The following is an 18,695-nucleotide window of genomic DNA, read 5'->3' on the forward strand; positions in this document are numbered from 1 at the left end:
GCCTCGGCGCATGGCCTTCGACAAGCTCAGGCTGAGCGGGGGTGGGTGAAGAGGCTTCGCAAGGCGACAGCTTACCAATCGTGGCCGACATGTGCCGCGATTGCGCGTGATCTTGAAACCCACCCCATTTTCCTACTTCGCCATATCGTGCTTAGGTCAGCCGATGATGTCTCCATGCGCCTCTTCTGTTCCCGGCAAATGGGTGTTTTGTTGGAAAAGTGTCAACCGCGTCAATTTCGTTCAATGCTATGAAAATAAATATTATTCCTGCAATTTGTCCGCTTGACACCATGCCGCATGTGTCAAGCAGATCGCGCGCGAATCTCGCCCCAATGGTGCGCGGTGCTGGCATCTGCGGCGCAAGCGGCTAACGTGGCGCGCGAGAGATTCCCGCTGCCGCTGGAATGAGGAATGGGAGAAAGCCCAATGGCTGAAACGAGTTTTGACATTATTGTTTACGGTGCCACCGGATACACCGGGCGGCTGGTCGCGGAATATCTGGATCGGCACTATGCGGGCCGCGATGACGCTCCCAAATGGGCGATGGCGGGGCGCAGCCTCGAAAAACTTGCCGCGGTGCGCGATGAGATCGGCGCGCCTGCCGATACGCCGCTGGTGGTCGCCAATGCCGATGATGCCGCCGATCTTGAGGCAATGTGCGCGCGCACCCGCGTCGTGCTGACCACGGTTGGCCCGTACCAACTTTACGGCGATGCATTGGTCGCGGCCTGTGTGAAGACCGGAACCGATTACGCCGATCTGTGCGGCGAGCCTGCGTGGATGGCGGACAAAATTGCCGAGCATCATGACGCCGCCAAGGCATCGGGCGCGCGCATCTGTTTTTCCAGCGGGTTCGATTCGATCCCCTTCGACCTTGGCGTGATGATGGCGCAGAACGCGGCGAGGCAGCGTTGGGGCGTTTCGGCAAAGCGCATTCGCGGCCGGGTGCGGGCGATGGCGGGGACATTTTCCGGCGGCACCGCAGCCAGCCTCGGCGCGACGATGAAAGCGGCAGCGAAGAGCCCTTCGATCATCAACGTGCTGCGCAATCCCTTTGCGCTCACCCCCGGATTTGACGGGCCAAGCCAGCCCAGCGGCATGATCCCGGCCTATGAAAAAGACCTCGACAAATGGGCCGCGCCGTTTGTCATGGCGCCGATCAACACCAAGAACGTGCATCGCACCAATTTCCTGCTCGGCCATCCTTACGGCACGGATTTCCAATATGACGAAATGATGCTGACCAGCCCCGGCGAGGCAGGCAAGAAAATGGCCGAAGCCGCGGTCGAGATGATGAAGAACCCCTTTGGTGCCAAACCGCCCAAGCCCGGCGAAGGCCCGACCAAGGAGGAACGGGAAAACGGGTTTTACGACGTGCTGTTTGTGGCCGAGGGACCGGGCGGCGAAACGCTGCATCTGGCGGTCAAGGGCAAGTATGATCCGGGCTATGGATCAACCAGCCGGATGCTGTCGGAAACCGGCATCGCGCTGCTTTCAACCGATGCGGAAGGCGGCGTCGGCACGCCCGGTTCGTTCCTGGGCGAAGCACTGGTGGACCGGCTGCAGGAGCATGCCGAGATCAGCTTTATCGTCGAGAAATAGCGCGAATTGCGGCGTGACCCCGCCGCGATGTCAAAACCGGGCGGGGTCTCGCCAAAATCAGAAACTGAGGCGCAGGCTGGCGCGGATGTTGCGCCCGGTCAGCGGGACAAAATCCTTGGTAAAGCTGGCGTGGCGGCGGCCCTCGGTGTCAAACAGGTTCTCACCCGCCAGTTGCAGCACGACGTTGCGATTGTCCGGGATGGGCCGCCACGAAAGGAACAGATTGACGAAGGTGAAGCTGTCGGTCGCGGTTTCGAAATCGGCGATTTCATCCTGCTCGCCAAACCATTGGACTTCGCCGCGGATGGTAAAGGCATCGACATCGGCGTCGAGCGCAGCGAGCAGATTGACCGGCGGAATGCGCGGCAGGCTGGACCCGTCGTCAAGTTCGGCGGAGACATAGGAGGCGCGCAGATCAGCGGAAACAGTGTAGCTGTCCGCTTCGACAATCGGGGCTTCGAACCCGGCTTCGAAGCCGAAGAAGCGGGCGTCGTCCTGGGTGAATGTGAACACCGGCAAATCGTCCTGCTCTTCGCCGGTGGGCGACAGGAAGATGAAGTCGCTGAACGACTGGTAATAGACCGAGGCATTGAACGCGATGGGTCCGGCATTGGTGCGGACAAAGGTTTCGATGCCCCAGGCGCTTTCGATGCCGAGGTCGGGATTGCCGATCTCAAACGATTGCGTTGCAATATGCGGACCGTTGGCGAACAATTCCTCGCCAGCCGGAGCGCGCTCTGACCGCGATGCGGTGAGGCCAAAGCGGGTGCCGCCGGAGGATTCAAGGATCACGGACAGCGCGCCGGAGAACAGGTCAAAATCGCGTTGAAGCCCCAGCGGCTGCGATTCGACATCGACCGTTTCATAACGCGCCGCGCCTTCGATCTGGACCCCGCCAAGATCGAATTCCTGCGCGGTAAAGAATGCAAGGCGGGTGGTTTCATTGGGAGCGACAAACGCCTCTTCGCCGACCGCCTGAAAATCGCGCGAGGTGTATTGCGCCCCGATGACGCCGCCGCCGCGCTGCACCAGTTCGGCGCGCGCCTCATAGGTTTGGGTGTCGAACACGGTGCCCACTTCGGTGCCTTCGAATTCGGTGTGGGTGTAATCGGAATATCCGCCGCGCAGTTTCAGCCGGGAGAAGAACCCGCTGCCCAGCGCAATATCGCCGCGCAAATCGGCGCGCCATTGTTCAAGCCCGATGGAGACGTTTTCATCTTCCTCTTCACCGCCTTGTTCGCCGCCTTCCTCGCCGTGATGATGCTCCGCAGCGGGGCGGCCGACCAGGCCATAAGCGGTGTCAAAATATCCAACCGACGCGCCAAACGAGGATTCGCCCAGAATCACCCCCAGCCCGCCGTTGACCGCCCAGCTTTCGGTGGCGCTGTTGGGCAGGAAACCGCGCTGATTGGCGGCCTCGCGGAATTCTTCGGCTTCCTCGAATTCGCCTTCGGCTTCTTCCTCTGCGGCGACCGCGAGCACGTCGGAGCGCAAGCCGGGAGCGAGCTGAAAGCCAGGAATTTCAAGATTGTCGGTTTCGCGGAACGAGCCATCAAGATGCACGACGAACATGTCATTCAGCGCCGCATCGACCGAAGCCCCGCCGCTGCGCAAATTGCTGGCGGTGTCGAACGCGGTCAGCGCGTCGACGTGAAATCCGTTCTCGGGCACAGCGATCGGAATGCGGCGATCGATAACATTGACGACGCCGCCGATTGCCTGGCTGCCGAACAGCAGCGCCGCCGGACCGCGCAGCACTTCGATGCGTTCGGTGGTCAGCGGGTCAATCGTGGTGGCGTGGTCGGCCGAAGTGTTGCCAACATCCGCGGTGCCCAGCCCGTCGATCAGCACAAGCACGCGCTCCCCATCCAGCCCGCGCAGGATCGGACGCGAGGCACCGGGGGAAAAGCTGGAGGCGGAAACGCCGGGAACCTTGGTCAGAATGTCGCCGAGCTGCCCGCTGAGATCGCGCTGAATAGCGGCAAGATCGATGATGTCCTGACCCGCGATGAAATCGAGTTCCTCCAACGCGTCGGCGCTGACGAGGATTTCACCGCGGTAATGCGGATCGTCCAAAACGTCCTCTTCGGCCTGCGCCTGATTTTCGGAGGGCTGTTCATTTGCTGGCGCAGCGCCCGCACCGCTTTGGGCCAAAGCGGGATAAGCGGCACCGACACCGCACAGCGCCGCCGCAACCGCGATACGAGAAACAATCGAAATCATGCAAACCCCGAGACGTTGAAGTGGTATAATGTGATAACGTATCACGCACCTAATGACTCATGCTCAATCCGCAACAGCCAATCGGGGAAATTCGACGAAACGCTGCCTCTATGGGGACATTCGGCATGGCAGTGCTGCAAATTTGACACGCATTCTGTCACGCAGATGAACGGCGGCGGCGGCGCGGCGCTAGGCGGGCAGCAGGTCCTTCACCGCATTCATGAAAGGAATGATCGAAACCGGCTTTGACAGATAACCCGATGCCCCGGCGGCACGAATCCTCTCTTCGTCACCCTTGGCGGCAAAGGCGGTCACGGCCAGCACCGGGATCGCCTTTAACACAGTGTCGCGCTGGGCAGCTGCAATCAGATCGACGCCGGAAATGCCGGGCAGCTGAATATCCATGATGATCAGATCCGGCACCGCCGCGCGCGCGGTTTCAAGCACGAGATGCCCATCGGCCACCGGGTCAACGTCGAACCCGTTTGCTTTCAGCACATCGTAGAACAATTTCCGGTTGAGGTCGTTATCCTCAACAACCATTATTCGCTTTGTCACTGAATACCCCGATACATTATAGCCGCGCTTGCTTGCTCGCCCGATCATTCCCAACTACCCCGACACAAAGGCCGCTACAATCCCGCAACTGTCCGATCATCCCCGCGACCCCGCATCGCCCGATGCTGTCACCCGCGCCGCAACGCTGGCGCTGGCGGCGCTTGGCTGGCTGCTGCAAGACGAAGAACGCGCCGCGCGCTATCTCGATCTGACGGGACTTGATCCGGACAGTTTGCGCGCCGGGCTGGATAGTCCGCAGGTGCTCGGCTCGGCGCTTGAATTTCTGGCCAATTACGAACCCGACCTGATCCGCGCCGCCGAGGCGCTGGCGGTTACACCCGAAGAACTGATCGCTGCCCAAAAGGACCTGACTGCATGAACCGCCCCCTGATTATCAGCGATTGCGACGAAGTCATCCTCCACATGGTCGCCCATTTCAAGGATTGGCTGGAGACCAGCGAGGGGGTCAATTTCAACCTCGAAGGGCATGATTTTGCCCATGCGCTGCGCTGGCAGGACAGCGGAGAATTGCTCGAACCGGCGGATATCTGGAAGAAACTCGGCGGGTTCTTCGACACGCAGATGGACCAGCAATTGCCGATTGCGGGCGCGGTCGATGCGCTGAATGCGCTCAATGAACACGCTGATGTGGTGGTGCTGACCAATCTGGTCGATTTCCGCCGGGACAAGCGCGCGCAGCAACTGGCCGCGCACGGCCTGCACGCCAAAGTCTACACCAATCAGGGACCAAAGGGCCCGGCCCTGCAAAAGATCGTCGCGGAATTCGCGCCAAGCCGCGCGATTTTCATCGACGATCTTGCCCAGCATCACCTTTCGGTAAAGGAAACCGCGCCCGACGTGGTGCGGTTGCATCTGTGCGGCGAACCGATGATCGCGGGCGCGATCGACTGCGCTTACAAGGGTGGTCATGCTGATGCGCGGATCGACCGCTGGTCAGAGGCTTTGCCGTGGTTGATGGAACGTCTGAAAAGGAATGCCGCATGACAATCAATGCACGTTTGGAAGAACTGGGCATCACTCTGCCCAAAGCCGCAGCCCCGGTCGCGAGCTATGTGCCGGTAGCGGTCCATGGCGGGATTGCGCATGTGTCGGGTCAATTGCCGTTCGTGGACGGGCAATTGGTGAAAGGGCGGCTGGGCGAGGATGTCACCCTGGAGGCTGGCGCAGATGCCGCGCGCGCCTGCGGTCTGATGATCCTGGCGCAGCTTGATGCCGCCGGATTGCTTGACCGGGTAGAGCGAGTGATAAAGCTGGGCGCTTTCATCAATTCCACCCCCGACTTCACCGATCAGCCCAAGGTTGCCAACGGCGCATCTGACCTGATGGAACAGGTGTTTGGCGAAGCGGGCAAGCACGCCCGCGCCGCTGTCGGCGTGCCCGCGCTGCCGCTGAGGGCGGCGGTAGAGGTCGATGCAGTGATCGCGCTGAAAGATGCCTAAGCTGCGATGAACCAACGCCGCGCCCCGGATTGGCTGACCCGGTGTGAATATGCCCATCGCGGGCTGCACGGGGACGGCGTGCCGGAAAACTCGCGGGCCGCGGCAGAAGGCGCGATTGCGGCGGGGCTGGGGATCGAATGCGATATTCAGCGCAGCGCAGACGATCACCCGGTGGTGTTTCACGACTGGAATCTCGAACGGTTGACGGGCCGGCCGGAAGAAACTGAACAGCTTGGCGCTGATGATCTCGAAACGCTTCGGCTGCTCGGCACGGATCAGCGTCCGATGCGGCTGGCGACATTCCTTGCGGCGATCGCAGGCCGTGTGCCGCTCCTGATCGAGATCAAGTCGCAGCCCGGTTATGATGTTGAATGGACCTGCCTTTATGTCGCGCGGCTGCTGGCCGACTATCGCGGGGATCATGCTGTGATGAGCTTCGATCCGCGCGTCGGCGCATGGTTCGCCGCCGAGGCTCCGCATGTCGCGCGCGGGCTGGTGGGGACCGACAGCCTCAAGAACGGGTTCGAGGGCGTATGGCGCGATCCAGTTGCGCTAGAGCTGGCGCGGCCCAATTTCCTTGCCCTGGATGTTCGCGACCTGCTTGACGAAAGTGCCGCTGCGTGGCGTGCCAGTGGACACCCGCTGCTGACCTGGACGGTGCACTCGCCCGAAACGCGGGCCCGCGGACTTGCCCATGCCGATGCCCTGATTGCCGAGGGGGCAGGTCTGGCATGAACGACCATGAATTGACCGTCCGCCTCGCACCGTCGGTCGGCAGCTTTGACGCCGCAGAATGGAACGCGCTGGGCGGCGATCGCAACCCGTTCGTCAGCCACGAATTCCTCACCGCGCTCGAAGATTCGGGCAGCGTTGGTGAGGGGACCGGCTGGGATCCGGTGCCGATTGTCATCACCGACGCAGATGACCGCCTGATCGCCGCCATGCCCAGCTATGCCAAGGGGCACAGTCAGGGCGAATATGTGTTCGACCGCAGCTGGGCCGATGCGCTGCACCGGGCGGGGCGCAATTATTATCCCAAGCTGCAAATCGCCGCGCCGTTCACGCCTGCCAATGGCCCGCGCCTGTTGCTGTCCGATCCCGCGCTATCGGGTCATCTGCTGAAGGCGGCAGAGATGGTCTGCGCGCAAAACGGGCTGTCGTCGGCGCATGCGACCTTTATCGATCCCGAACAGATTGCCTTGTTCGAAGCGGGCGACTGGTTGATGCGCAGCGACATTCAGTTTCACTGGAGCAACCGCGATTATCGCAGCTTTGACGATTTCCTCGATGAACTCGCCTCGCGCAAACGCAAGAACCTGCGCAAGGAACGTGAGGCAGCGCGGCTGGGTCTGCGGATTGAGCGGCTGTCAGGCGGCGATATCAAACCGCATCACTGGGACGCGTTCTGGGTGTTTTATCAAGATACTGGCGCGCGCAAATGGGGCACGCCCTATCTGACGCGCGAAGCCTTTACCCTGCTGGGCGAACGCATGAGCGAAAGGATGGTGCTGATCCTTGCCTATGACGATGATTGCCCGATTGCAGGGGCGCTCAACTTCATCGGCAGCGATGCGATCTATGGCCGCTATTGGGGCTGCACGCGCGATGTGCGTTTTCTGCATTTCGAACTGTGCTATTATCAGGCAATCGACATCGCCATCAAACTTGGCCTACCGCGAGTCGAAGCCGGGGCGCAGGGCGGGCACAAGCTGGCGCGTGGGTATGAGCCGGTCCAGACATGGTCTGCCCACTGGATTGCCGAGCCCGGATTTCGCGCCGCCATTGCCGATTTTCTCGACCGCGAACGCCGCGGAGTGGCGACCGATCAGGTGTTTCTGGATGCCAGAACCCCGTTCAAGAAGGGGGGCTGAACCCTATGCTTAGGCAGCGCGGCGTTCTTCGGCGAGCCAGCGGCGCGCCCGGCGCTGAGCCTCGGCGATTTCGCGCGCGGTCATTTCATCGGCCACATCGGCGCGGCACCAGCCCGCTTCTTCATGGCCGCGCGATGCGGCAAGGTTGAACCATTTGTGCGCCTCGACCAGATCGCAGGTCACCCCGTTGCTGCCGGTCGAATAGGCGACGCCCAGATCGAACAGCGCGGTCACGTCGCCGGCAGCGGCGCTCGCCAGATAGCCGGCAATCGCCAGATCAATCTCGCCAGCGTCAAGCCGCGCCGCATCCCCTGTATTGAAAATTTCCAGTTTCATTGCCCATTCCCCATTTTCATCGCCATTTTTGCACGATGACACAGACCCCCGTTCGAACTCTGCAACACCAGACCTGTCCAATCGTGGTCAACAATTGGTTAACGCAGCGCGAAATTTTTTGACGGCACGCCTAGCAAGCGCGTCATTTTGCCCGGATTTCCGCAGCTTTCAGAGTTTGTGAAGATTGCCGTGCCAAACCGGGCCAAACCGGCTTGTGCGGGCGGTATGGCTTGCCTATAGGCGCGGCAATGCCCCGACCTGCACAGCAGCAACCGTCGCGGTGGAAATGGGACGGTACGGTCAGCCAGGACTATTTGAGATTAGAGGACCACATGCCAGCGGCCGCGTCTGAAGAAATCACCATCCTTGAAAAAGCCAAAAGCATCCTTGCGCCCGATTACGTGCCAAGCGAGGATGAGGAATATATGGGCAAGAAGCAGCTTGCCTATTTCCAGATGTTGCTGATCGAATGGAAACGTTCGATCCACACCGCCGCCGGACAGACGCTGCAATCGCTCGCTGACGGACCCATGCGTGAGGCTGATCTCAACGACCGCGCATCAAGCGAGACCGATTGGGGCATCGAATTGCGCACCCGCGACCGTCAACGCAAGCTGGTGTCGAAAATCGACGCCGCGCTGCGCCGGATCGATCAGGGCGAATATGGCTATTGCGAAGTGACCGGCGATCCCATCGGCCTGCGCCGCCTGATCGCTCGCCCGGTGGCGACCATGACAGTCGAAGCGCAGGAAGCGCATGAACGGCGCGAAAAAGTGTCGCGCGACGATTGAACCCCCCCGCTCCGGCGGTAATCCTGACAGCGACACAAAGGCCAACCAGAAATTTCGTGTCAATTTGGCACGCGTCGCCGGTTTGGCGGGGCCACCGCGCGAAATTTAACGGCTCATTTACCGCGAAATTATAATCGGTTCGGCAGGGTCCGTGGCAGGTTTTGCACCCCGCCACGCTCGTTTTTTGGGGATGATTGCCCTTTGCCGGGGCAATCGTGAAGAACGGTTCAGGAGAATTGCAAGGATGACGGGTCTCGAAACCAGGAGCGTATCGCGCGATAGCCTGTTTCTGCTCGCCAATGTGCGGATCGAACAGCAAAGCGAGACGCATCGTGCGCGGGTTCGCAACCTTTCCGATGGCGGGATGATGGGCGAAGGCGCCATGCCGGTCAAACGCGGCAACAGGGTCACTGTAGAACTGCGCAATATCGGCACGATCGGCGGCACTGTCGCATGGGTTCAGGATCAGCGATTCGGCATTGCCTTCGATGAAGAGGTGGATTCGCAACTGGCCCGCAAGCCCGCTTTCGAAAGCTCGAATGACGACAACCATTTGAATGCACCATCCTATGCGCATCGCGCGCCGCCGCAGCTTGATCCAGGCAGCCTGCGCAAGGTCTGACACCATGCGGGTCCGGCGCTGTCCTTGCGCGCGGATTGAGCCAGTGACCGGGGCCAATAACATAAGCCAGTGACTTCGCGCTGACCTGCCGCTCACAAGCTGCTAGTCACTTTGGCGCAATGCGATTCTGTCTGATCCTGATTTCGGCCATGCTTCTTTCCGCTTGCGGTTCTGCGGCGGACCGAGGCCCGGTGGACATTGCAATTTTCGCCACTGAGGAAACGCTGATACAGGACGGCGTGCGGCTGTCACACGCGGCTCAACATGTGCGCGCATCAACCAATGAGGGGCTCGTTGCGCTGGATGCTGCGGGACAGGTCGTGCCCGCCATTGCCGAACGCTGGATCGTTACTGATGACGGGCTGAGCTATATTTTCCGGCTGCGCAGTTCGAATTGGCCCGACGGCGAAGAAATCACCGCCGCCGAGGTGCGCCGTTTGCTGCGCGAGGCGATCCGCAAGCTGGACGGCACCTCGCTCGGCCTCGACCTTGCCAAGGTGACAGAGGTTCGCGCGATGACCGGGCGGGTTGTCGAACTGCGCCTGTCGGGGCCGATGCCTGAATTTCTGCGGCTGCTTGCGCAGCCCGAACTCGGACTGGTCAATCGCGGCAGTGGTGCAGGGCCGATGGTCCTGTCGCGCGACGATGAAACGCAGATCATCCGGCTCAGCGCGCTGCCACCGCAGGAACGCGGGCTTCCCGCCAAAGAGGATTGGGAAGAGGTGTCGCGCGGGCTGAGTGTGCGCGCGCTGGCGGGACAGGCGGCGGTCGATGCCTTTACTGGCGGCGATGTGGATCTGTTGATGGGCGGAACGCTGGCGACCTTTCCGCTGGCGAAATTGGGTCCGCTGTCGCGCGGCACGGTGCAAGTCGATCCGGCACTGGGCCTGTTTGGCTTTATCATCCGCAGCGATGCTGGCGTATTATCTGATCCTGCGCGGCGCGAGGCGCTGTCGATGGCGATTGACCGTTCGGTCCTGATGCAGCCGTTCGGGCTGGGCGGCTGGCAACCGGCAACCTGGATCGTGCCGCAGGCCATGTTTGCGCCGACGCAATATCCGCTCAACCGGTGGGACGGGCTCGAAATTGACGAACGCCGCCAGATTGCACGGGCGCGCATCGCGCAATGGGAGGCGGGCAGCGGCGAACAGGCGGTGCTGCGGCTGGGTCTGCCCGAAGGTCCGGGCAGCGACCTGCTGTACGAACAGATTGCAGGTGCTTGGCAGAGCATTGGCGTCACATTGGTGCGCGTGGGTATTGGTGAAGGTGCAGAATTGGAATTGAGCGACCGGATGGCGCGCTATTCGTCGCCGCGTTGGTATCTCAACCAATTCAATTGCGCGCTCGACCTGGGACTGTGCTCACCCGGAGCCGATACGCTGGTACGCGATTCGCTGAGCGTTCGGGACCCTGAAGAAAAACAAGCACTTTTGGCAGAAGCCCATGCCGAAATCATAGCCGCCGAAGTGTTCATTCCGCTGGGCGTGCCAGTGCGATGGTCATTGGTGCGCGGCGCGGTGAGCGGGTATCAGGCGAACCAATGGGGCATCCACCCCTTGTTTCCGCTATCGCAGCCCACCAATTGATGCGGAAAAGGAGAATGCCATGAGCGGTCCCGATCGCCAACCTTTCGACGGTATTCAGAGTGGTCCGTTCACTGGCCCATCCGCTGGCCCATCCAATGGTCCGCAAGTGATGGGCCTGACCCTGCCCACTGGCAGCGACCCTGCTTCTGTCCGTGCGCGGGTGGAGGCGGTCGAATTGCTCCTTGAACGCAGCTTTCGCATCCCCGGCGTCAATTTTCCCATCGGACTCGACGCGCTGATCGGGCTGGTCCCGGTGCTAGGCGATATCGTCGCAACCGCGCTGGGCGCCTATATGGTGTGGGAGGCCCGCAATCTCGGGATGTCGAAATGGCAGCTCACCCGGATGGGTGCCAATGTCGCTTTCGATGCCGCAATCGGATTGTTGCCCGTGGTCGGCGATGCGGCGGATTTCGTATTCCGGTCGAACAGCCGCAATTTGCGGATCATTCGGAAACACCTAGACAAACACCACCCGGAAACCCGCATCATCGAGGGGTAATTCACGGGGCGGCACAGCCGATGGACGACGACCTGATTTGCCTATGCAGGTCTATTCGTCGCTCGCAGGCGAGCTTTCGCTGAGCATTTTGGCGCTTTTGGCGATGAACATCGTTGCCAGTGCGGACAGCATCACGCCAATCCCGACCGGAAGATAGGCGTTTTCCATCAGGTTCACCGTCATACACAGCCCGTACCCGATATTCAGACACGAAACCGCAAGCAGGACGACGCCCGCTGTCAGACTGGCATTTGGGTCGGCTTTGTTTGCCATGAACCATCCCTCGATAAGGCCCGGAAACCCACGCCGCGCACGAAGTTGTCACAGTCCTCGCCCTGCAACAAGCAGAACCGGCTAGGCCTCCAGCTCAATGTCCCAATACAGCCAGTCGCGCCATGTTTCGTGCAGGTAATTGGGCGGGAACAGCTTGCCGTGTTGCTGCAATTGCCAGCTTGTCGGGCGGATCGGTTTCATCTGCACCGGCATTTTCGCCTGGCTGGGCGTGCGTCCGCCCTTCTTCATGTTGCACGGCGCGCAGGCGGTGATGATGTTTTCCCATGTGGTGCGCCCGCCCAAACGGCGCGGGATCACATGGTCAAACGTCAGATGATGGTCGCTGCCGCAATATTGGCACTGAAACCGGTCGCGCAGGAATACGTTGAACCGCGTGAAGGCGGGAAATTCGCTCTGCTTCACATATTGCCGCAGCGCGATCACGCTGGGGATTTTCATGTCGAGGCTGGGCGAATGGACCTCGCGGTCATAGCTCGCGACAATATCCACCCGGTCAAGAAACACCGCCTTGATCGCGGTCTGCCACGGCCAGATGCTCAGCGGATAATAGGATAAAGGGGTGTAATCCGCATTGAGCACCAGCGCAGGGCACGCGGACAGGTTGCGTGTCGGATCTTCCCCGGCGCTGCGAAACTTCGCGGCGGTTTCGATCAGTTCGGCTTTGAACACTTCGGATGTTCCTCCCTGATTGAATGCGAACATGCCGTGGCAAGCTAAAGAGTCAAAGCCGTGACACTCTTGCTATCCACAGGGTCGGCCTGTTGATAAGATGTGGATAGCGCAAAAAAATGTCCACCCTGCCCTGCTTTGCTGCATGATGGCATGATGACCGCCTCGTCAGAACCCCCACCCCCCGTGGTCACCCGCTTTGCCCCTAGCCCCAATGGGCCGATGCATCTGGGCCATGCGTGGTCGGCGATTTTCGCGCATGATATTGCCCGCGCGGCTGGCGGAAGATTCCTGCTGCGGATCGAAGATATCGACGGTGCCCGGTCGCGCCCTGATCTGATCGACGATTACCGGCGCAATCTCGAATGGCTGGGTCTCGAATGGGACGAAGTGCCCGCGCAATCAACCCGGCTGGCCAGCTATGCGGCGGCTGCGGACGAACTGGCTTCGCGCGGATTGCTGTATCGCTGCACCTGCACTCGCAAGGAGATTGAGGATGCCGGTGCGCGCGAAGGTGAAGAGGGGCTGATCTATCCCGGCACCTGCAAACACGGCCCTGCTGACCCCGCGCTGCCCGCTGCACTGCGGCTGGATGCTGACAAAGCCCTGCGTGAGGTCGGCGAATTGATCTGGAACGATGCCGCCGCCGGGCCCGCCGCCGCCGATCTGAGCGGGTTTGGCGATGTCGTGCTGGTGCGCAAGGATGCGCCCGCCAGCTATCATCTCGCGGTGACTTTGGACGATGCCGCCGACGGAGTGACCATTGTGACGCGCGGGGCCGATCTGTTCACCGCGAGCCATATCCACCGGGTGCTGCAAGCCCTGCTGGGGCTGCCCGTGCCGCTTTGGCATCATCACGACCTGTTGCTTGACCCAGAAGGCCGCAAACTGGCGAAGCGGCGCGGATCGCCTGCGCTGTCTGACCGGCGCGAAAGCGGCGAGGATGGACTCGCGCTTGCCGCGCAACTGCGATTGCATAAAACGAAGGCTGGAACTTAACGCGAAGACGGCCATAATGTCTGGTATGAACTATATCCTCATCCCCCTGCTCATCGGGCTGTGCATCCTCGTCGTCGTATCACTGGTGCGCGGGATCATTGCCTTCCTGAAAACAACCAAGATCGACCTTGAAACCGGCGAAGGCGAAACCGTCACCGAAATGCAATTGCTGCAGAACAAGGCAATGTTCGCGCGGATCAAATATCAGGCCGCCGCCATCGCAGTGGTCGCGGTCATCGGTCTGCTGGCCAGCAGCTAGGCCGCAGCGCGCATCCATGGTCAAGCTCAACAAGATTTACACCCGCACCGGCGATGACGGCACCACCGGCTTTGTCGATGGATCGCGCGCGCCCAAACATTCGGCGAGGATGACAGCCATCGGCGCGGTCGATGAGGCAAATTGCGCCATCGGTTTTGCGGCGATCCTGATGTCGGATCAACCCGCCGCCGATATTGCGCGCATTCAGAACGACATGTTCGATCTGGGCGCGGATCTGGCGACGCCCGGCGACGACTTCACTCCGTCGGAAATGGTGCTGCGGATTGTTGCGGCGCAGACCGATTGGCTGGAGCAGCGGATTGACGCGCTGAACAAAGACCTTGCTCCGCTGACCAGCTTTATCCTGCCCGGCGGGACAGAGCTTGCCGCGCGGCTGCATCTGGCCCGGTCGAGCACCCGCGCCGCCGAACGCGCGATGACCGCGCTTGCGGAACAAGCGCCCGTCAATCCCGCAGCGCTGGCCTATATTAATCGCTTGTCGGATTATTTTTTCGTGCTGGGCCGGGTCGTCAACGACAATGGCCAGCGCGATGTAAAGTGGGTTCCCGGCGCCAATCGCTAAAGGCTGCGCCGTGCCTATGTGACCTCGACAAAACGACGCTAGCCACGCTAGCGCTTCCTCGCTACCACGCGCGCTTTGCTGCACTTGCGAAGGACATATTGCCATGCGGAACATTGCCGTCATCGGGGCCGGTCAGATGGGAACCGGGATCGCTCAGACCATTGCGGCGCAGGGGATGCTGGTCATGCTCTCCGATATTGATCTGGCCACGGCTGAGGCGGGCAAGGGCAAGATCGAACAGGCTGTCACCAAACTGGTCGGGCGCGGCAAGATCGAAGCCGACGCTGCCGAAGCCTTGTTGGCGCGAATCACGCCGGTTGCCGATTACGCCCCGATGGAAAGCGCCGAACTGATTATCGAGGCGGCGACAGAGAAGGAGCCGATCAAGCAGGCGATCTTTGACAACGCTGGCAAAGTGCTCGCGCCGACCGCGATCATGGCGTCGAACACGTCTTCGATCCCGATCACCCGGATGGCCAACCATTCGCCCGATCCGGCGCGCTTTATCGGGCTGCATTTCTTCAATCCGGTGCCGGTCATGGGCCTGATTGAGGTCATCCCCGGCCTCGCCACCGCGCAGGCGACCACCGACCGCATCGTCGGTTTCGCCGAAGGTCTGGGCAAGGAAGTGGTGCTGAGCCAGGATGAACCCGGCTTTGTCGTCAACCGCATATTGCTGCCGATGATCAACGAGGCGGTGTTTGTGCTGGGCCAATCGACGGCGGGGATCGAGGATATTGACAAGGGTTGCCGCCTTGGCCTCAATCATCCGATGGGGCCGCTGCAACTCGCTGATTTCGTGGGGCTTGATACTTGTCTCGACATTATCAAGGTGCTCTACAAAACCACTCGCGACAGCAAATACCGTCCCGCGCCGCTGCTGGTGAAATATGTCGAGGCTGGGTGGCTGGGCCGCAAGACGGGTCGCGGTTTCTACGATTACACGGGCGATGCGCCGGTCCCCACGCGGTAAATCCCAGACCGGTTTCGGGCGCCGGCTTCGGGCGCGGGTTTCGCGGGTTATTCTACCCGTTCAAGCGAAGCGGATTCGTTGCCACCGGATCTTTCCAGCGGCGGAGCATTGGCTGCCGCACCTGATTGTATGCGCGGCCCGTCGCCCTGCCGTGACCGCTGAGTTGCGGAGCCGCCCCGCGCTTCGCTGCGCATGTCTTCCTGCGCGCCCGAACCGGAATAATCGCCAAATTCAGGCTGTTCGCTGGGCATCGGCCCGGCCGCTCCGCTGCCAAAGGCGCTGGCCGTATCGACAGAGGAAGCATTCCAGTCATCGGCATAGCCATCATCCGCCCATGCGGTCTGCGGCGCTGGCTGCGCAGGTGCGGGTTTGGCGGCCTCGGCTTCGGGCTGGGCAACCACTTCGGGTTCAACGGCTGCTTGCGGCAGAAATGCGCTCGCCGCGAAAGACGCAGCGACGCCGATGGCGATCGTCACCCCGGCGAAACCCAGCGCGGCTTTGGGATTGGCAAACATGCTTTTCGACATAGGGCAGATATAACCCGCAGAGGGTTAAGGTTTGGTGCAAGCCCGCTTCAATCAATCTCGCGCTTCAATTCATACAGCAGGTCGAGCGCGCCGCGCGGACTGAGCGCGTCGAGATCGGTGTCGCGCAGCCGGGCGGCAAGCGCCTCTGCTGCCGACGGCGCTGACGGGGTCGGCGCCTGCGCTGCGGCGGCGGCGAACAGCGGCAATTCGCCCAGCCCCCGCGCCAGTCCGCCGGTTTCGCTGCGTGCCTCCTCCAGCCTGTGCAAGACCTGCCGCGCACGCTCGACCACGGCATCGGGCACCCCCGCCAATTTAGCCACCGCCAGCCCGTAGGAACGGTCCGCCGGGCCATCGGCCAATTCGTGCAGCAGCACCAGATCGCCCTTCCATTCGCGCGCCCGGACATGGTGCAGCGAGAGATTGGCGCAGCTTTCCGCCAGCCGCGCCAATTCGTGATAATGCGTGGCGAACAGGCACCGGCAAGTGATCCGCGAATGCATCGCTTCGGCCACCGCCCAGGCCAGCGCCAGCCCGTCATAGGTCGATGTGCCGCGCCCGACCTCATCCAGAATCACGAAACTGCGCGGGGTCGCCTGCGCAAGAATCGCCGCGGTTTCGACCATTTCGACCATGAAGGTGGAGCGCCCTCGTGCCAGATTGTCCGACGCGCCGACGCGGCTGAACAATCGGTCGACCAGCCCGATCCGCGCCGCGGTTGCAGGCACATGGCACCCCGCCTGTGCCATCAGCACGATCAGCGCATTCTGCCGCAGAAAGGTCGATTTGCCGCCCATGTTCGGCCCGCCAATCAGCCACAAATGATCGCTTTCATTGAGAGCGCAATCATTGGCCACAAACCGCTCCCCGGCCTTGGCCAGCGCCGCCTCGACCACTGGGTGCCGCCCGCCGGTGATCGTCAGGCCGCGCCCTTCCTCCACGTCCGGGCGGCACCAATCGCCCTCGGCGGCGCGTTCGGCATTGGCAGCGCTGACATCGATCCGGGCAAGCACGGCGGCGGTGGCGGCGATGCCTTCGCGCGCGGCGATGATGGCGCCGGTCAGTTCCTCGAAATGCGCCTCTTCGGCGGCGAGCGCGCGCCCGCCAGCCTCGGCAATCCGCGATGCCTCTTCGTGCAGGCTGAGCGAATTGAACCGCACTGCGCCTTTCATCGTCTGACGGTGGGTAAAGCCGCTGTCTGCCGCCATCAGCGCATCGCCGTGGCGGCTGGGCACTTCGATGAAATAGCCGAGCACGCCGTTGTGCCTGATCTTCAGCGCGGCGATCCCGGTGTCGCTGCGATAGCGCGCCTCCATCGCCGCAATCGCGCGCCGCGAATTGCCCGCCGCATCGCGCAGCTCATCAAGGCTGGCGTCATAGCCCGGCGCGATGTAACCGCCGTTTGAGCGCTCTGTCGGCGGAGCGGCGACCAGCGCCCGGCTGAGCAGATCGGTCAGCGCGCCGTGGCCGGTCAGCCGGGGCAACAACGCCCGCAGCAGCGCCGGTGCATCGGCCTCTTTCGACAACCAATCGTGCAGTCGCCGGGCCTCTTCCAACCCGTCGCGGATTTGCCCCAGGTCGCGCGGACTGCCCCGGCCCGCCGCGATCCGGCCCAGCGCCCGGCCCATATCAGGCAGCGCGCGCAAGCAATCGCGCAGGTTCGCGCGTTCAATTGGCCGCTCGCGCCAGAACCCCACCAGCGCCAGTCGGTCTTCAATTGCGGCGCGGTCGAGCAAGGGTGCGGCGAGGTCTTCGGCAAGCAGCCGCGATCCCGCCCCGCTCGAACAGCGATCCAGCGCCGCGATCAGGCTGCCTGCACGCCCTCCGCCTGCGCTTTCAAGGATTTCGAGGCTGGCCCGCGTCGCCTGATCCATCGCCATGGAGGCCGCAGCGCTGCGCGCCACCGGCGGCAGGATCAACGGCATGGACCCGCGCCCGACATGGTCAAGATAGGCGATCAATCCGCCCGCCGCCGCCAGCATCGCGCGCGAAAATTCGCCGAAGCCGTCGAGCGTTGCAACCCCGTGCTGGGCGCAAAGCCGCGCTGCGCCGCCACCGCTGGAAAAATCGCTATGGGTGCGGAGCGTTGCATCTTCCGGCCCGTGCGGCCAGTCTTCGGGCACCACCACTTCGGTCGCGCCAAGCCGCGCCAGTTGCGCGCCCAGCATCTCAGGCGCGGCTTCCTCCAGCACCATCGCGCCGGTCGATATGTCGCAGCTGGCAAGGCCGATCACCCCGCGCACCTCGGCCAGCGCCGCCAGCACATTGGCACGGCGCGGTTCGAGCAAGGCTTCTTCGGTTAGCGTTCCCGCCGTGACGAACCGCACAATGGCGCGCGCGACCAGCGCTTTGGAAGCGGGCCGGCCTTCGCGCTTTGCCCGCGCCTTTGCCTCGTCCGGGGTTTCGACCTGTTCGGCAATCGCCACCCGCTGACCGGCCTTGATCAGCCGGGCAAGATAGCCTTCCGCCGAATGGACCGGCACCCCGCACATCGCCACCGGCGCGCCGCCATGCTGACCGCGCGCAGTCAGCGCAATGTCGAGGATCTCTGCGGCCACTTTGGCATCGTCAAAGAACAGCTCGAAGAAATCGCCCATCCGGTAAAACAGCAGCGAATCGCCTGCCTCGCGTTTCAGCGCGAGATATTGCTCCATCATCGGAGTCGGCCTGTTTTCAGATTCCTGGAGGTCTTTTTCGGCCATTGCACCCGCCTAGCGAGCGCGGGAATGATTCGGAACGGGCATCCACGCTTTTTTCAACGCACTTGGCCTCTATCATCTGCGCCGGGAGCGGGCTAAGCCGGGGAGAACGTGCAAACCGTGCAATTGGTGGGATTTTAGGGGGGT

Annotated in this window: 21 protein-coding genes; 14 read left to right on the forward strand and 7 right to left on the reverse strand. The window is 62.1% G+C overall.

The features are described from left to right. Nucleotides 1–426 precede the first annotated feature (426 nt). Entirely contained in the window at nucleotides 427–1,602 is a 1,176-nt protein-coding gene (locus tag ACM64M_RS10835) for a saccharopine dehydrogenase family protein (protein ID WP_416228705.1), read from the forward strand. Between the two features lie 57 nt (nucleotides 1,603–1,659). Here ACM64M_RS10835 and ACM64M_RS10840 read toward each other — a convergent pair whose 3' ends face one another. Then, complete coding sequence (locus ACM64M_RS10840; RefSeq protein ID WP_416228706.1) at nucleotides 1,660–3,825, reverse strand: TonB-dependent receptor; 2,166 nt, start codon at nucleotides 3,823–3,825, stop codon at nucleotides 1,660–1,662. Between the two features lie 189 nt (nucleotides 3,826–4,014). After that, on the reverse strand, nucleotides 4,015–4,383 hold the full coding sequence (locus tag ACM64M_RS10845; RefSeq protein WP_416228707.1) for a response regulator: 369 nt from the start codon (nucleotides 4,381–4,383) through the stop codon (nucleotides 4,015–4,017). Nucleotides 4,384–4,411: 28 nt separating this feature from the next. Here ACM64M_RS10845 and ACM64M_RS10850 point away from each other — a divergent pair, with 28 nt between their 5' ends. The 5 genes from ACM64M_RS10850 to ACM64M_RS10870 are packed head-to-tail and all read left to right on the forward strand — an operon-like array spanning nucleotide 4,412 to nucleotide 7,714. After that, nucleotides 4,412–4,762: a DUF3572 family protein gene (locus tag ACM64M_RS10850; RefSeq protein ID WP_416228708.1), complete on the forward strand. Its 351-nt coding sequence runs from the start codon at nucleotides 4,412–4,414 to the stop codon at nucleotides 4,760–4,762. Beyond that, on the forward strand, nucleotides 4,759–5,388 hold the full coding sequence (locus ACM64M_RS10855; protein ID WP_416228709.1) for an HAD family hydrolase: 630 nt from the start codon (nucleotides 4,759–4,761) through the stop codon (nucleotides 5,386–5,388). Before ACM64M_RS10850 ends, ACM64M_RS10855 begins: the two co-directional genes overlap by 4 nt. Beyond that, nucleotides 5,385–5,843 (forward strand): RidA family protein, encoded by a 459-nt coding sequence (locus tag ACM64M_RS10860; protein ID WP_416228710.1) that lies wholly within the window; start codon nucleotides 5,385–5,387, stop codon nucleotides 5,841–5,843. The genes ACM64M_RS10855 and ACM64M_RS10860 overlap by 4 nt, the downstream gene beginning before the upstream one ends. Nucleotides 5,844–5,849: 6 nt before the next feature. Further along, nucleotides 5,850–6,578: a glycerophosphodiester phosphodiesterase family protein gene (locus ACM64M_RS10865; RefSeq protein ID WP_416228711.1), complete on the forward strand. Its 729-nt coding sequence runs from the start codon at nucleotides 5,850–5,852 to the stop codon at nucleotides 6,576–6,578. Next, nucleotides 6,575–7,714, forward strand: a complete 1,140-nt coding sequence (locus ACM64M_RS10870) for a GNAT family N-acetyltransferase (RefSeq protein ID WP_416228712.1) — start codon at nucleotides 6,575–6,577, stop codon at nucleotides 7,712–7,714. The genes ACM64M_RS10865 and ACM64M_RS10870 overlap by 4 nt, the downstream gene beginning before the upstream one ends. Nucleotides 7,715–7,723: 9 nt before the next feature. Here the strand turns inward: ACM64M_RS10870 and ACM64M_RS10875 are convergent, their stop codons facing one another. After that, a complete protein-coding gene (locus tag ACM64M_RS10875) occupies nucleotides 7,724–8,050 on the reverse strand; it encodes a hypothetical protein (RefSeq protein WP_416228713.1) in 327 nt (108 codons plus the stop codon). 332 nt (nucleotides 8,051–8,382) lie between these two features. On the opposite strand from ACM64M_RS10875, the gene dksA reads away from it, so the two are divergent. The 4 genes from dksA to ACM64M_RS10895 all read left to right on the forward strand — a co-directional run bounded on the left by dksA (nucleotide 8,383) and on the right by ACM64M_RS10895 (nucleotide 11,548). After that, nucleotides 8,383–8,841: an RNA polymerase-binding protein DksA gene (dksA, locus tag ACM64M_RS10880; protein WP_416228817.1), complete on the forward strand. Its 459-nt coding sequence runs from the start codon at nucleotides 8,383–8,385 to the stop codon at nucleotides 8,839–8,841. Nucleotides 8,842–9,085: 244 nt separating this feature from the next. Continuing rightward, nucleotides 9,086–9,463, forward strand: coding sequence for a PilZ domain-containing protein (locus ACM64M_RS10885; RefSeq protein WP_416228714.1), 378 nt, complete (start codon nucleotides 9,086–9,088; stop codon nucleotides 9,461–9,463). 191 nt (nucleotides 9,464–9,654) lie between these two features. After that, nucleotides 9,655–11,049, forward strand: coding sequence for an ABC transporter substrate-binding protein (locus ACM64M_RS10890; protein WP_416228715.1), 1,395 nt, complete (start codon nucleotides 9,655–9,657; stop codon nucleotides 11,047–11,049). 109 nt (nucleotides 11,050–11,158) lie between these two features. After that, nucleotides 11,159–11,548 carry a DUF4112 domain-containing protein gene (locus tag ACM64M_RS10895; RefSeq protein ID WP_416228818.1) on the forward strand — a complete coding sequence of 130 codons (390 nt, stop codon included), beginning with the start codon at nucleotides 11,159–11,161 and terminating at the stop codon, nucleotides 11,546–11,548. Nucleotides 11,549–11,599: 51 nt separating this feature from the next. Here the strand turns inward: ACM64M_RS10895 and ACM64M_RS10900 are convergent, their stop codons facing one another. Beyond that, nucleotides 11,600–11,821, reverse strand: a complete 222-nt coding sequence (locus ACM64M_RS10900; RefSeq protein ID WP_416228716.1) for a hypothetical protein — start codon at nucleotides 11,819–11,821, stop codon at nucleotides 11,600–11,602. An 81-nt stretch (nucleotides 11,822–11,902) separates the two neighbouring features. Next, nucleotides 11,903–12,511 (reverse strand): HNH endonuclease, encoded by a 609-nt coding sequence (locus ACM64M_RS10905; protein ID WP_416228819.1) that lies wholly within the window; start codon nucleotides 12,509–12,511, stop codon nucleotides 11,903–11,905. Nucleotides 12,512–12,667: 156 nt separating this feature from the next. On the opposite strand from ACM64M_RS10905, the gene gluQRS reads away from it, so the two are divergent. The 4 genes from gluQRS to ACM64M_RS10925 all read left to right on the forward strand — a co-directional run bounded on the left by gluQRS (nucleotide 12,668) and on the right by ACM64M_RS10925 (nucleotide 15,325). Further along, entirely contained in the window at nucleotides 12,668–13,510 is an 843-nt protein-coding gene (gluQRS, locus tag ACM64M_RS10910; protein WP_416228717.1) for a tRNA glutamyl-Q(34) synthetase GluQRS, read from the forward strand. A 25-nt stretch (nucleotides 13,511–13,535) separates the two neighbouring features. Further along, on the forward strand, nucleotides 13,536–13,769 hold the full coding sequence (locus ACM64M_RS10915; protein ID WP_416228718.1) for a hypothetical protein: 234 nt from the start codon (nucleotides 13,536–13,538) through the stop codon (nucleotides 13,767–13,769). Nucleotides 13,770–13,785: 16 nt separating this feature from the next. Beyond that, the gene (locus ACM64M_RS10920; protein ID WP_416228719.1) at nucleotides 13,786–14,352 is read left to right on the forward strand and encodes a cob(I)yrinic acid a,c-diamide adenosyltransferase; all 567 of its coding nucleotides are present in this window, start codon (nucleotides 13,786–13,788) and stop codon (nucleotides 14,350–14,352) included. Nucleotides 14,353–14,455: 103 nt separating this feature from the next. Continuing rightward, complete coding sequence (locus tag ACM64M_RS10925) at nucleotides 14,456–15,325, forward strand: 3-hydroxyacyl-CoA dehydrogenase NAD-binding domain-containing protein (RefSeq protein WP_416228720.1); 870 nt, start codon at nucleotides 14,456–14,458, stop codon at nucleotides 15,323–15,325. 47 nt (nucleotides 15,326–15,372) lie between these two features. Here ACM64M_RS10925 and ACM64M_RS10930 read toward each other — a convergent pair whose 3' ends face one another. Together ACM64M_RS10930 and mutS are read right to left on the reverse strand one after the other, a co-directional pair. Further along, nucleotides 15,373–15,852 (reverse strand): hypothetical protein, encoded by a 480-nt coding sequence (locus ACM64M_RS10930; protein ID WP_416228721.1) that lies wholly within the window; start codon nucleotides 15,850–15,852, stop codon nucleotides 15,373–15,375. Between the two features lie 47 nt (nucleotides 15,853–15,899). Beyond that, nucleotides 15,900–18,551 (reverse strand): DNA mismatch repair protein MutS, encoded by a 2,652-nt coding sequence (gene mutS / locus ACM64M_RS10935; protein ID WP_416228722.1) that lies wholly within the window; start codon nucleotides 18,549–18,551, stop codon nucleotides 15,900–15,902. Nucleotides 18,552–18,695 lie beyond the last annotated feature (144 nt).

The organism is Qipengyuania sp. ASV99, from assembly GCF_047872805.1.
In the GTDB taxonomy this organism is placed as follows: Bacteria; Pseudomonadota; Alphaproteobacteria; order Sphingomonadales; family Sphingomonadaceae; genus Erythrobacter.

Excerpts from the sequence above, each read along its gene's own strand:
- ACM64M_RS10855 (WP_416228709.1), top strand. The coding sequence starts at position 4,759 with ATGAACCGCCCCCTGATTATCAGCGATTGCGACGAAGTCATCCTCCAC.
- ACM64M_RS10895 (WP_416228818.1), top strand. The coding sequence starts at position 11,159 with ATGGGCCTGACCCTGCCCACTGGCAGCGACCCTGCTTCTGTCCGTGCG.
- ACM64M_RS10860 (WP_416228710.1), top strand. The coding sequence starts at position 5,385 with ATGACAATCAATGCACGTTTGGAAGAACTGGGCATCACTCTGCCCAAA.
- ACM64M_RS10870 (WP_416228712.1), top strand. The coding sequence starts at position 6,575 with ATGAACGACCATGAATTGACCGTCCGCCTCGCACCGTCGGTCGGCAGC.
- ACM64M_RS10920 (WP_416228719.1), top strand. The coding sequence starts at position 13,786 with ATGGTCAAGCTCAACAAGATTTACACCCGCACCGGCGATGACGGCACC.
- ACM64M_RS10865 (WP_416228711.1), top strand. The coding sequence starts at position 5,850 with ATGAACCAACGCCGCGCCCCGGATTGGCTGACCCGGTGTGAATATGCC.
- ACM64M_RS10925 (WP_416228720.1), top strand. The coding sequence starts at position 14,456 with ATGCGGAACATTGCCGTCATCGGGGCCGGTCAGATGGGAACCGGGATC.
- gluQRS (WP_416228717.1), top strand. The coding sequence starts at position 12,668 with ATGACCGCCTCGTCAGAACCCCCACCCCCCGTGGTCACCCGCTTTGCC.
- ACM64M_RS10900 (WP_416228716.1), bottom strand. The coding sequence starts at position 11,821 with ATGGCAAACAAAGCCGACCCAAATGCCAGTCTGACAGCGGGCGTCGTC.
- ACM64M_RS10840 (WP_416228706.1), bottom strand. The coding sequence starts at position 3,825 with ATGATTTCGATTGTTTCTCGTATCGCGGTTGCGGCGGCGCTGTGCGGT.
- ACM64M_RS10915 (WP_416228718.1), top strand. The coding sequence starts at position 13,536 with ATGAACTATATCCTCATCCCCCTGCTCATCGGGCTGTGCATCCTCGTC.
- mutS (WP_416228722.1), bottom strand. The coding sequence starts at position 18,551 with ATGGCCGAAAAAGACCTCCAGGAATCTGAAAACAGGCCGACTCCGATG.
- ACM64M_RS10875 (WP_416228713.1), bottom strand. The coding sequence starts at position 8,050 with ATGAAACTGGAAATTTTCAATACAGGGGATGCGGCGCGGCTTGACGCT.
- ACM64M_RS10930 (WP_416228721.1), bottom strand. The coding sequence starts at position 15,852 with ATGTCGAAAAGCATGTTTGCCAATCCCAAAGCCGCGCTGGGTTTCGCC.
- dksA (WP_416228817.1), top strand. The coding sequence starts at position 8,383 with ATGCCAGCGGCCGCGTCTGAAGAAATCACCATCCTTGAAAAAGCCAAA.
- ACM64M_RS10835 (WP_416228705.1), top strand. The coding sequence starts at position 427 with ATGGCTGAAACGAGTTTTGACATTATTGTTTACGGTGCCACCGGATAC.
- ACM64M_RS10885 (WP_416228714.1), top strand. The coding sequence starts at position 9,086 with ATGACGGGTCTCGAAACCAGGAGCGTATCGCGCGATAGCCTGTTTCTG.